This is a genomic window from Mycobacterium sp. NGS41, assembly GCF_059812725.1.
In genome coordinates this window covers 59,547-71,854 of sequence record NZ_JCALDF010000009.1, presented here as the reverse complement: position 1 = coordinate 71,854, position 12,308 = coordinate 59,547, and the positions used below count along the sequence as shown (strand labels likewise).

The following is a 12,308-nucleotide window of genomic DNA, read 5'->3' as shown; positions in this document are numbered from 1 at the left end:
GGGGATCAGATTCACCCATGTTAGCCAGCATGCGACTTACCCGCGGCACACAACATCAGCGGATATGCGTACAAAACGGCGTAGCCGCGACCGCACACAATTACGCCATCCGACCAATGATCTTCGGCCGGCCCGCACGTCATAGTGGGCGGACCGACGAATGGGGAGATACACCATGACACAAGAAATCCGCGACGCCGCGGTCGACGCCGTCCTCGCCGGACACTTCGACCAGCGCTTCAGCGACCTCGCGGCCGCCTTTGCCGACGAGATCACCACTGGTGGTGAACTCGGTGCGGCCCTTGCGATCGACATCGACGGCGAACTGGTCGTAGACATCTGGGGCGGCTACGCCGACCAGGCCAAGACCAGGCAGTGGGACCGGGACACCATCGTCAACGTGTTCTCCAGCACCAAGAACATCACCTCGCTGGCGGCGCTGATGCTGATCGATCGCGGCAGCCTGGATCCGTATGCGTCGGTCGCCAAGTACTGGCCGGAATTCGCCGCAAACGGAAAACAAGACGTGGAGGTGCGCCACGTATTGAGCCACACCTCTGGGGTATCGGGATGGGAGATGCCGTTCACCGTCGAGGATATCTACGACTGGGAGAAGTCCACCGCGCAACTCGCGGCACAGGCGCCGTGGTGGCCACCCGGCACCGCATCCGGCTATCACGCGGTGACTAGCGGCCACCTGGTCGGCGAGATCGTTCGGCGGATCACCGGTATGACGCTCAAAGAGTTTGTGCGCGAGGAGATCGCTATACCCCTGGGCGCCGACATTCAAATCGGCGCGCGACCCGAGGACGACAGTCGCATCGCCGAGCTGATTCCACCGCCACCGTTGGACATACCGTGGGACGTGATGCCTGAAGATCATCCGATGCGCAAGACGTTCGCTATGCTCGCGCCGAATGCCGAAGCCGCGCTGACGGCTCAGAGTACGGCCTGGCGCCGCGCAGACATCGGGTCGGCCAATGGGCACGGCAATGCGCACTCCCTGATACGATCGCTGTCGGCAATCTCGTTGGGCGGCACCGTAAATGGGGTCCGCGTTCTGAGTCCGGAGACGATCGAGCTGATCTTCGAGGAACAAGCCAACGGCATCGATCTGGTAATGGGTATGCCCGCACGTTGGGGCATTGGCTTTGCTTTGCCGAAACCCGAAGCAGTTCCCGATATTCCGCTTGGACGGATCTGCTACTGGGGCGGCTGGGGCGGCTCAATGGTCGTCATGGATCTCGACCGCCGGATGACGATTGCCTACGTGATGAACAAGATGGGACAAGTTACCGCCGCAGGGTCAGACCGCACGCAGAAGTACACCAAGCTGATTTACCAAGCCGTCGGCTAGGCGACGCTAGCGTGCGGCTGTCCCTCGCGCTACTGCCGCGCCGCCATGTCTTTCGCCGCCAGATGGCTGAACAGCATGCTGGTGCCGATCGGTGTACCACCTGCCGGGTAGGCAGTTCCGCTCGGCGCGGCCATCGTGTTGCCGGCCGCGTACAGGCCCGGGATGCGGTTGCCGGCGGTGTCCAGGACGCCGGCCGCGGTGTCGGTGCGCAACCCGCCCTTGGTGCCGAGGTCGGAAATGCCGAACGCGGCTGCGTGGAACGGGCCCTTGTCGATCGTGACGAGCGGCGATTTCCCAGCCGAAAACGCGCGATCATACGCTTCGTCACCGCGACCGAAGTCCTCGTCGACACCGTTGGCGACGAACTCGTTGAACCGCGCCACCGTCGCCGCCAGGTTCGCCGGCGGCACACCGATTTTGCGGGCGAGCTCATCGAGAGTGTCGGCGGTGTGCCAGAGCCCGGCGGTCACATACTTTTCGGGTTCGACCATCGACACGTTGGTGGCCTTGACGGGGGGCGCCTGGCCTTCCTTGTCGTCGTAGATCATCCAGTACGGCAACGTGATTGACCCGTTGTCGAGCTGGGCAACGACGACGCGGCCGATCCGGTCGTAGGCCGCCGACTCGTTGACGAAGCGCCTGCCGTCCTGGTTGACGAAGATCCCTCCGGTGAACCACAGCGCGAACGCGGAGCGGCCGTCGGGATGCGTCAGACCCGGCGACCACCATGCCTGGTCCATCAGATCGGTGTCCGCACCGATCGCGATGGCGGCCTGATGAGCCAGCCCGCGATTTCCCGACGCGCCCATCGTGTCCCGCGACTGCCCGGGAACGCCGTAGGTGCGGCGGAGCTCGTCGTTGCCCTCGAATCCGCCGGCGGCGAGCAGCACACCCAGACGCGTACGTATCGCTCGGTGCTGCCCGTCGGTCTCGACGATCGCGCCGACCACCGAGTCGCTCTCCGCACCCACCAGCAACTGAACCAGCGCGGTGTTCAACCGTGTTGCCGCAGCCGGATACCGTTCTGTTGCCTTGAGAAACCTGGCGATCAGCGCCCGGCCACCAATGAAGTACCGGTCGGGCACCGGTGACCCGAGCCGATCGGTGTCCAACGGACCGCGTACCACGTCGCGCAGTTCGGGAGCGTCCGAAACCCGAAACGGTTGCACTGCAATGTGCCGCCGGCCATCCGTCCGGGCCTTGGGCGCCTTCCCGAAATAGTCTGGCCAGGGCAGCATTTCGAACTTGAGCAGTTCGTCGGCCTCCAGATATTCGATCAACCGAGCGCCGCCGCGGACATAGGTTTCCTGCAGTTCGTAAGGAGTGCGGTCACCGACCACCGCGTGGTAGTACTCCAGTGCGTCCTCGATGGTGTCGTCAGCACCGGCGCGCCGGAGCACTGGGTTGCACGGGAACCACACCCCGCCGCCACCGGAGTAGGCGGTGGTACCGCCGAATTTGCTTGTCGCCTCCACCAGCAGCACATCGAGCCCCTCGCGAGCCGCGGTGTATGCACCGGTGACCCCGCCGGCGCCGGAGCCGGCCACCAACACGTCACACTCTTCGTCCCACCGAATCATGCCCGTACTCCTACGTGTAGCGCCGCTGATTATGCCGCTGGAATTACAATGACAGACGCGGTGGGTAACTGGCGGCGTTGTCCCGATGGATGAGACGCTGTTTGGCCGCGGGCCTGGCCGACCTAGCTACCGAAGAAGTTCAGCAGCAGTTCGTTGACGGCGGGCGACTGCTCGATCTGCGGGCAGTGGCCGGCGCCGTCGACCACCACCGAGCGCCCGCCTTCGATCTGCTCGGCGATCTGCGCTGCCCAGCCGGTAGGAAGGAGTTTGTCGTTTCCACCTTCGACGACGAGCGTCGGCACCTTGATGCGCTCATAGGCTCGCGTGGTTTTCGGTGTCGACGGCGCGGGTGCGTCGGGACGACGAAAACGGGCCGCGGCCACCGCTTCCCACGCCCCGGGCGCTGTGCTCGACTCATAACGGCGCCGGACGTACTCGTCGTCGGCCGGATAGCGGACGTCATAGAACAGCGCCTCGACGATGCGCCGCATGGCGGGCAACGTGGCATCGTACTGTTGGAGTGCCTCAAAGTGCTGGTTCTGCTGGATCTCTCCGCCGCCACAGATGATCACCATGCTGCGCACCGGCAGCAGTGGCGCATCCGAGGTGGCATCGGTAAGTAGGTTGATAGCGCCCATCGAGTTGCCCGCAAAGTGGGCCGAGGTGATGCCGAGCAGCTCGCAGAAGCGGGCGACATGTCGGATCCGCATTCCGCGGCCGTCGACGAAGTCGATGACCTTCGCCGAGTGGCCGAATCCGAGCTGGTCCGGTGCCAGCACTCGGTAGTGCTCGGCGAGCGCGGCGATATTGCGTTCCCAGCCGAATTCGGCACTCGCGCCGAACTCGCCGCCGTGCAACAACACCACCGGATCGCCGTCGCCAGCCTCCAGATAACTGGTGACCAGGCCGTCGACCCGCGCGGTCTTGCGGTGAATCTGCATCACTTGATTGCGATCGGGTTCACCGGAGAGCCAACGGCGCCAACCACTCTCAGTGGCGGCGCGACGAGTTGAAACTCGTAGACGCCGTCGGCGGCGCAGTCATCAGCCAGCGCGGCGAGGTCCCAGTACTCGCCGAACATCAGCCCCATATCACGCAGGCACAGCAAATGCAGCGGCAAGAAGACCCCGTCGACTCCGGACACCAGGTCTTCGACTTGCAGGTTGTCCGCCGCGACCGCCGCGACCTCGTGGTCGTGCAGCCATGAGGCACACCGCCAGTCCAATCCGGAGTAGCCTTCCAGCTTATTGCCGGTCATGAGAAACCTTGTCCACCAACCGGTCCGGACCATCACGATATCACCCCGCCCGATCGTCACCCCCTGCGCGAGAACCACGTCGTCGAGTTCTTCGGGCGTGATGGGGTTCCCGGGTTCGAGAAAAACTTCCGCACCACGATGGCGAACCACGTCCAGCAGCACACCCCGTGATGTGATCCCCTTGCCGTCAACCTTGTCGATGCCGCAGTGGTAGGCCCCCATACTGGTCACCGAGCCCGCCGGGAAGCCGTTGTACAGCTGGCCTTCGTAGTATACGTGTGACAGTGCGTCCCACTGACTGGCCGCCTGTAGCGGCATGATGATCATGTCATCGTTGAAGCGGAACGGGTTGTCCGTCACGTATTCACTCAGCTGCTGCGCCAATGGATTACGTGCCCAGCCGGGCCCATACTGGGCCAGCGTGTTGACGTCGCCGCCGTCGATTGTCATCACATGCACCGGGTTGTGCCGAAATTCGAACGCGCCCTGCGGCCCTGACGCGCCGAAGTCCACGCCGAGCGGAAACACCTTCCCGTGCCGGGCCAGGCTCGCGGCTTGGGCGACCTTGTCGGGGGTGATGAAGTTCAATGTGCCGAGCTCGTCGTCATCGCCCCATCGTCCCCAGTTGGAGACCTCGCGGGCGACCCTCCGAAAGTCAGTCAGGCTGGCCACGGGGTTCCTTCCTCGAGTTCACGGGCGATCTCCGCGGCGATATTTCCGCCGTCGACCCAGACCACCTGACCCGAAATATAGCTGGCGGCACGGCTGTTCAGAAACGTTAGAACCGAGGCCTGCTCGGCGGGGTCAGACACCCGTCCTAACGGCTTGCGGATGTCGTCGAGGAAGGCCTGCCCGTATGCGGCTCTCAGCTGATCAAGTATCGGCGTTTCGGTCACTCCGGGCCCGGTGCAGTTGATGCGGATGCCTTTGGCGCCAAGCCGCGATGTGTTTCGCATCGTATAAAGGACGATGGCTTCTTTGGCGAATTGGTAGCCGCCACCGGCAAGCTCATCGGGGTGGCGTTGACACCAGTCGATTCCCTCTTGCATCGTCGCCGTTTTCAGCAGCGGCGCCACCGCTCGCAGATGCTCCCGATATCCGGACGCCGCGAGCGAGGACACACTGACAATGGACGATCCCGCCGCCATCGTCGGGATCAGCGCCTCGGTCAGATGCCGCAGTCCCAGAAAGTTGATCGCGACAACGAGCTGCGGATCGCCGATCCCCGAGGAGACACCCGCGACATTGAAAAGCGAATCGACCCGCCCACCGATAGCTGCCATCGCGCGATCGATCGAGGTGGCGTCGGCGAGGTCGACTTCGTGAAACTCGGTGACCTCAAGGGACGGTGGCCGCTTATCCAGTCCGACCACGTCCGCACCCAGTTCGGTGAGCTGCCGCACCAGATGTTCGCCGATGCCCGACGCGCAACCGGTCACCACCGCGCGGCGGCCGTCGTAGCGCCACAGCTCCTCGATCTGTCCCACTTTTCCGCCGATTGGGTCCGCCGAATTCAGAGGTCTACTTGCCTTGGTCCTTCAGTTCCTTCGCTCGTTGCGCCGCCTGGACGCGACCCTCATTGATCTCCGCCATGGCTTCGGGAATCTCGCTTGCGGTGAACTTACCGCCGCGACCGGTGGGCAGACCGCCGAACGAGTAGCTTTCGTCGAACTGAGGTGCCGTCGACTCCGGCCGCCGTGCCTCGACCTTCTCGATGACCGGCGCCAGCCGGGCGGCCTTGTCGGCCACCGCCTTTTCGTCGCGCTCGATGAATTCGGGCAACACTTCCGTGCCCATCAGCTCGATGGATTCCATCGTGCCCTCGTGGCTGCGTGGGTTGAGCAGCAGGATGATTTCGTCGACACCGCTCTCCTCGTAGCCACGCAGGAACTCTCGCACGGTGGCAGGAGAGCCGATCGCGCCGCGGCCTGGACCGTAGGCGAGCGTCGGATCCTTCTCGACCTCTTCCAGATAGCGTTTCCACACGCCGGTCCGCCCTGGGGTGTGCACGCCGGTCATGTAGTAGTGCATGATGCCGAACGAAAAGAATCCGCCGCCCTGCCCGAGGCGTTCCAGCGCCTGCTCGTCGGTCTTGGCGACCATCATCGACAGGTCACCGCCGATGGCCAGGATGTTCGGGTTGATAGCCGGTGTGACCGGGACGCCGTTCTCCTCGAATTCCTTGTAGTAGCCGTTGACCCGTTCGGTCAGCGGACCGGGGCCGGTGTACGCGAAACTCAAAGCGCCGATGGCCTTTTGAGCAGCCATCTGCACGCTGGCCGGGCGGGTGCAGGCCACCCAGACCGGCGGGTGCGGCTTTTGCATCGGCTTGGGAATGACGTTGCGGGCCGGCATCTCGATGTGTTCGCCCCTGAATCCCGTGAAGGGTTCCTCGATCATGCAGCGGATCGCGACCTCGAGCGCTTCCTCCCATTGCGCGCGCTTGTCGGCGGGATCGATGTTGAACCCCCCCAACTCACCGACAGAAGACGATTCGCCGGTGCCGAACTCGACGCGTCCGTTGGAGATCAGGTCAAGGGTGGCAATGCGTTCCGCAACGCGTGCGGGGTGATTGACCGCGGGCGGCATGTGCATGATGCCGAATCCCAGCCGGATGTTCTTCGTCCGCTGACTGGCAGCGGCCAGGAACATCTCCGGCGCGGTGGAGTGACAGTACTCCTCGAGAAAGTGGTGCTCGGTCAGCCAGACGGTGGAGAAGCCCGCCTTGTCGGCGGCCTCGACCTCGTCCAGGCAGTCCTGCAGCATGACGTGTTCGTCGTCCGGCGCCCACGGGCGGGGCAGGGCGAACTCGTAGAACAGCGAAATTTTCATCAGTACCTCCCATGGGAATCAAGGGTCCGTTCGTGCGCCTGTCCGGCAGCCTTTTCGGCAAGGTGTTTTGCCGCGACAAAACCAAAGGTCATCGCTGGGCCGATGGTTGCCCCAGCACCTGCGTAGCTGCGGCCCATCACCGCCGCCGACGTGTTGCCCACCGCGTACAGCCCGGGCACCACCGTGTCGTCGGGTCGCAGCACTCGGGCATGCTCGTCGGTCCGCAGGCCGCCTGACGTCCCGAGGTCGCCGAGGACGATTCGGAACGCGTAGTACGGCGGCCCCGCCAGCGGATGCAGGTTGGGGTTGGGCAGCGTCGGATCGCCGTAATAATTGTCGTAGACGCTGTCGCCGCGTTTGAAATCTTCGTCGTGACCCTTGCGCGCCAACTCGTTGAAACGGCGGGCGGTTTCGGAGAGCTGTTGTGCCGGTACTCCGATCTTGGCCGCCATCTCGTCCCAACTCGTCGCGGCCTTGACGACGCCGGATTCCAGCCACGCGCGCGGGACCTTGCGGCCGGTGGGTACCGGCGCGCCGGGGATTTTGGGTATCGGCAGATGGCCGCCGACGACGTAGCGATTCCAGGACCGGTGATCGGTGATGAGCCAGCAGGGAATGTGGGTGATCCCGGACTTCTGGCCGTCGATCATGGCATGACCGAAATCCATGTACGGCGCCGCCTCGTTGATGAAGCGTTTGCCGTCGCCGTTGACAATGAACTGCGCCGGCATCATCCGTTCGTTGAGCATGAACTGCATTCGGCCGTCCGGCCATTGGATCGCCGGGAACCACCAGGCTTCGTCGAGTAAGTCGGTTGCGGCGCCGATCTTTTGGCCGGCCCGAATGCCGTCGCCCATCGCGGCGGGGTTGCCGAAACTCCAGTCTTGATCGACGACGGACAGCTGTTCCTTGCGCCAGCCGAGGTCGTGGTCGAAGCCCCCGGCGGCCAGGATGACCCCGAGGCGAGCAGCGATCCGCTGGGTCCTACCGTCTCTCTGCACCACCGCACCGACCACCGATCCGTCGTCGTGGGTGATCAGCTCGGTCATCGGCGAGTTCAGCCACAGCGGGATATCGCGTTCCCGCATCGCCAGGCGCAGCCGAGCGACCAGCGACTGGCCGATGGCCGCCATCCGCTCACCAAACACCCTGGCCCTGACCATCCGCGAAATCAGCTTCAGCAGAACGCCTTTCCCGGCCCAGGATTGCCTGATGCGGTAGAAGGACCGAAGTTCTTTAGGTCCCAACCAGATTCCTTTGGGAGCAAGCGTCAATGGCGGCAGCAAGTTCTGTTCGTCGGCGCCCAGCTCTCGCAGGTCGATCGGCGGGACGTTGATGGTGCTGCCGAGTTCGGAGCCGCCCGGCAACTCCGGATAGTAGTCGGCATAGCCGGGCTTCCAGACGAACTCGAGCCATCCGGAGAGCCCCTCCAAGAACTCCAGCATCTTCGGGGATGACTCGACGTACTGCCGTATCCGCGCATCGCTGACCAAGCCGTCGGTGATCTGCCGCAGGTATTCGACCACGCCGTCGGGCGACGGAGCATACCCCTCCCTGCGCTGGGCGGGCGCCCCGGGAACCCAAATGCCGCCACCAGACAGCGCGGTGGAACCGCCGAATTTCGGCGACTTTTCCACTACCAGCGCATCCAGTCCGGACGCATTGGCAGTGAGGGCAGCCGTCAGGCCGCCGCCGCCGGAGCCGACGATGAGGACGTCGACGATGTGCTCGGCGTCGCTCATGTCGGCACCGCCGTTCTGATTGCGAAGCCGGCGATCAGTTCGGCGGCCGGCTTGTAGTAGCGCATCATGGTCTGATATGGACCCGCAGTCGCCAGCGCCGCGAAAGCCGCCACCCAGGTTCTGATTTCGTGTGCGGAGCTACCGCCCTCGTGCAGTACGAAGGAGTTCGACCAGTGATCGAGCTCGTCGAGCCGTCCTGCGTCGATGATCTCCAGGAAGTGGTGGTCCCAAGCTGGATTGAGGGGTTGGAGTTTGCTTTCACCACCGGCGAAGCTCTGGGCCGCGTCGATCACCGCGGTCTGCCGAGCTTGCCGCTGCTCTGTTGTCATCGGTTCGCCGTGCACAATTCGCTGCAGCACCGCGGCGTCGGCCGTGTCCAGCGTCGGCACCGGCGGACTGTGGGACAGCCCGCCGGATCCGATTGCCAGGACCCGCTTGTCCAGGTTCGCCAGGTAGTTGCCCACCGCGGTACCTAGCGCCCTGCAACGATGTAGCGGCCCCAACGGTACGCCGATCGCATTGATGAAGATCGGGATCACCGGGCGCGACCTGGCGTCGCCGAATAGTTTCTCCAGCGGCTGCACGGTGCCGTGGTCCACGTCCATACTCGCCGATACCGCAATGTCGACGCCGGACCCAAGGACGGCCTTTGCGCATTCAGCCGCGATGTCTTCGGGCACGTCCAGCGGGCCCAGCAGGGTGCCGTAGTCGCCAACTCCTTTGGCGTGCATACCGATACAGAATGGTGGCATCACCTTGTAGAAGAAGCCGTTGTAGTGGTCCGGCGAGAAGATGACGACGAGTTCGGGGTCGTAATCGCTGACGAACTCTCGGGCCTCCGCGATCGCGCTTTCGACGTCGTCAAGCAGGTCCCGCGACGGCCCCGGTAGATTCAGCAGCGGGCTGTGGGACATACAGCACAGAGCCAGTGGCACTTGGCAAATCACCCCCTCCCGGCGTGAGTGCGAGGGCTTCGACCAGCGACGCGCTCAGTTCGGGCGCCAGCTGGGCAATGCAAGCCCCCGCGATGCAGCGATCCGGACGCAGGAACAACACCGATTCCTGGTGACCGTCGAACCAGGCCTTGAGCCCACCGGTGCGATCGCCCACGATCACCACGTCGGGATCATCGTGCCCGGTCCAATGCAACTGAGTCAGCGGGCGCAGCGCGATAAACCGTGCTCCCAAGGCCTTCCACTTTGCGAACGCGTCTTCCCCGAGGATTTTTCGCGGATTGTTGTTCCAGCACAGCACGGCGAACCAATCGCCGAGCACATCGTCCAAGAGCACATCACGCTGCGTTCTGGTGTCGACACGAGGCTGTACGAACAAGGTGCCCACCGGTGAGCCCGCTTGGCGCGGTACGTCATGGACGACCGCTCCGTGCTCGTAACGCGGCATCGGTTTGAACCGCATTTCCAGCACATACCTCTTGAGCGACGGCACAATTGACGCCGATCGGACGACGAGGTCGCGCGCCGCGGCGACGCGGCGGTTGGTCGGCGAGATGACGCGCCCCACCATGGTGGAGAGGTCGATCATCGCCCGGGCGTGCTTGCGCCGCTCCACATCGTAGGTGTCCAGTAATTTGGCGTCCGCGCGTCCGGTCACCACGGCTGCAAGTTTCCAGCCCAGATTCGCCGCATCCCGTATTCCGCTGTTGTAGCCCTGCCCCTGCCAGACTGGCATCAGGTGCGCGGCGTCTCCAGCCAGCAGCAACCGGCCGCTGCGGAAGGCGCCGGCGATCCGCGAGTGGTGGGTGTAGACACGACGGCGGATTACGTTGACCCGGTCCGGGTGCGGCACCATCCGCGCCAGCATCTGCGTCAGAAACGCCGGATCCTCGGCCTGCTCGTCGGACTCGTCGGCGTGAATCATGAACTCAAACCGGCGAATACCGTGTGCGATCGAGATGGAGGCATACGGGCGCTCGGGGTCGGCGCCCACCTCGCTGTTCGGGTGACCGAGCGGATCGTTGGCGATGTCGACGACCAGCCACCGCGTCGGGGACGTCGTCCCGTCGAACGAGACGCCCATCATCCGGCGGGTAATGCTGCGACCGCCGTCGCAGCCGACGACGTAACCCGCACGCACACTACAGCCTTCAGCTTCGCCGCCGAGCTCGACGGTCACCGCATCGGCGGTCTGTTCGCACGACGTCATCGGACGGTCCCACCAGACCTCGACATGATCGAATCTGTCCAAACCGCCCAGCAATTCGGCGTCGACCAGGGGCTGCACGAACCCGTTGCGCCTGGGCCAGCCGAAACGCGCGTCGGGCGGCGCCATCTCGGCAAGGATACGGCGTTGTGCGTCGTAGAAGCGCAGGATCTGGTTGGGTACGGTGTGCGGCAGGATGCGGTCCACCAGACCGATCGACTGGAACGTGCGCAACGCCTCGTCGTCCAGCCCGACCCCGCGCGGGTAGTCGATCAGCGTCGCCCGCTCGTCGACCACTAACGTCCTTACCCCCTGCAGGCCAAGGATATTGGCCAAGGTCAACCCGACCGGGCCGGCACCGACGACGACAACGTCGACGTCTTGTGTCCGGTGCCCGGTTCCTTCCATCAACGCCCCAGCAGGAAGTCGAGGTGCAGGCGATTGAAGGTCTTGGCGTCCTCGTATTGCGGCCAGTGACCACAGCCAGGCATCACCTCGAACCGCGCGCCGGGAATCATCGAGGCGATGCGGCGGCCCTCGGTCACATCGGCGGTCGGGTCGTCGCTGGTCCACAGCACCAGCGTGGGCGCGGTGATCGCTCCATATTCATTTGGTCCCAGGATGTTTCGCGCCCTGATCTCCGGATCCTGCAGTGCCATGATGTCACTCATGGCCGCGACGAACCCCGGCTGGCGATATATCCGTTGACGGCTGGCGACCAGGTCGTCGTAATCTTTGGATTTGTCCGCCATCAACCACTTGATCCGCGCCTGAACGGTTTCCCACGTCGGGTTCTCGGCGGCTGCCATGGACAAGGTGATGATCCGCTGCATTACCGCCGGGTCGGCCTGCGAACCGCCGGCGGTGTTGAGGACGAGCCGGTCGACCACGTCGGGATGGTCGATGGCAGCCCGCGCGGCCGCCCAGCCGCCGAGTGACTCACCGCTGATGCTGGCACGGTCGGCGCCGATGGCGCGCAGCACGGCCATCAGGTGCTCGACATAGTGGCTGACTTCCAGCGGATGCCCCGGCTTGTCGGTGTAGCCGTGCCCGAGCATGTCGATAGACCAGGTCCAGAAATGTTCGGCGTGGGCAGCCAGATTGCGGACATAGGCCTCGGCGTGACCGCCAGAACCGTGCAACAGCACCAGGACCGGTTTGGCCGGGTCACCGGCCCGGAGATAGCGGGTCCGGACCCCGCCGGCGGACAGGTAGCCCTGCGAAAACGCGACGCCTTGCAGGTCGCTCCAGACGCTTTCGAACTCCATTCCTTCTGGGGCACCTCTCTGGGATGTCGCTGGTGAAAATCCGGCTCTCGCTTTTGGAATACAGGCGTTTTTGAAATACAGCGTGTGCTAATATCGCACACTAATGTGCGT

General features: G+C 64.2%; 10 protein-coding genes. 1 reads left to right on the top strand and 9 read right to left on the bottom strand.

What is annotated here, in order from left to right:
- Positions 1-175 precede the first annotated feature (175 nt).
- Complete coding sequence (locus tag AC5Y21_RS11060) at positions 176-1,357, top strand: serine hydrolase domain-containing protein (protein WP_499912189.1); 1,182 nt, start codon at positions 176-178, stop codon at positions 1,355-1,357.
- A gap of 29 nt (positions 1,358-1,386) precedes the next feature.
- Here AC5Y21_RS11060 and AC5Y21_RS11055 read toward each other — a convergent pair whose 3' ends face one another.
- The 9 genes from AC5Y21_RS11055 to AC5Y21_RS11015 form a co-directional block, all read right to left on the bottom strand.
- The gene (locus tag AC5Y21_RS11055; RefSeq protein WP_499912187.1) at positions 1,387-2,937 is read right to left on the bottom strand and encodes an FAD-binding protein; all 1,551 of its coding nucleotides are present in this window, start codon (positions 2,935-2,937) and stop codon (positions 1,387-1,389) included.
- A gap of 122 nt (positions 2,938-3,059) precedes the next feature.
- Entirely contained in the window at positions 3,060-3,878 is an 819-nt protein-coding gene (locus AC5Y21_RS11050; RefSeq protein ID WP_499912186.1) for an alpha/beta fold hydrolase, read from the bottom strand.
- Complete coding sequence (locus AC5Y21_RS11045; RefSeq protein WP_499912184.1) at positions 3,878-4,867, bottom strand: cyclase family protein; 990 nt, start codon at positions 4,865-4,867, stop codon at positions 3,878-3,880. The genes AC5Y21_RS11050 and AC5Y21_RS11045 overlap by 1 nt, the downstream gene beginning before the upstream one ends.
- Positions 4,855-5,682 carry a coniferyl-alcohol dehydrogenase gene (locus AC5Y21_RS11040; protein WP_499912182.1) on the bottom strand — a complete coding sequence of 276 codons (828 nt, stop codon included), beginning with the start codon at positions 5,680-5,682 and terminating at the stop codon, positions 4,855-4,857. The genes AC5Y21_RS11045 and AC5Y21_RS11040 overlap by 13 nt, the downstream gene beginning before the upstream one ends.
- Before the next feature lie 34 nt (positions 5,683-5,716).
- Complete coding sequence (locus AC5Y21_RS11035; RefSeq protein ID WP_499912180.1) at positions 5,717-7,027, bottom strand: LLM class flavin-dependent oxidoreductase; 1,311 nt, start codon at positions 7,025-7,027, stop codon at positions 5,717-5,719.
- Positions 7,027-8,769, bottom strand: a complete 1,743-nt coding sequence (locus AC5Y21_RS11030) for an FAD-binding protein (RefSeq protein WP_499912178.1) — start codon at positions 8,767-8,769, stop codon at positions 7,027-7,029. The genes AC5Y21_RS11035 and AC5Y21_RS11030 overlap by 1 nt, the downstream gene beginning before the upstream one ends.
- Entirely contained in the window at positions 8,766-9,683 is a 918-nt protein-coding gene (locus tag AC5Y21_RS11025; protein WP_499912177.1) for a 3-carboxyethylcatechol 2,3-dioxygenase, read from the bottom strand. Before AC5Y21_RS11025 ends, AC5Y21_RS11030 begins: the two co-directional genes overlap by 4 nt.
- Positions 9,631-11,337 (bottom strand): bifunctional 3-(3-hydroxy-phenyl)propionate/3-hydroxycinnamic acid hydroxylase, encoded by a 1,707-nt coding sequence (locus tag AC5Y21_RS11020; RefSeq protein ID WP_499912175.1) that lies wholly within the window; start codon positions 11,335-11,337, stop codon positions 9,631-9,633. The genes AC5Y21_RS11025 and AC5Y21_RS11020 overlap by 53 nt, the downstream gene beginning before the upstream one ends.
- Positions 11,337-12,197, bottom strand: a complete 861-nt coding sequence (locus tag AC5Y21_RS11015; protein ID WP_499912173.1) for an alpha/beta fold hydrolase — start codon at positions 12,195-12,197, stop codon at positions 11,337-11,339. Before AC5Y21_RS11015 ends, AC5Y21_RS11020 begins: the two co-directional genes overlap by 1 nt.
- Between the last annotated feature and the right edge of the window lie 111 nt (positions 12,198-12,308).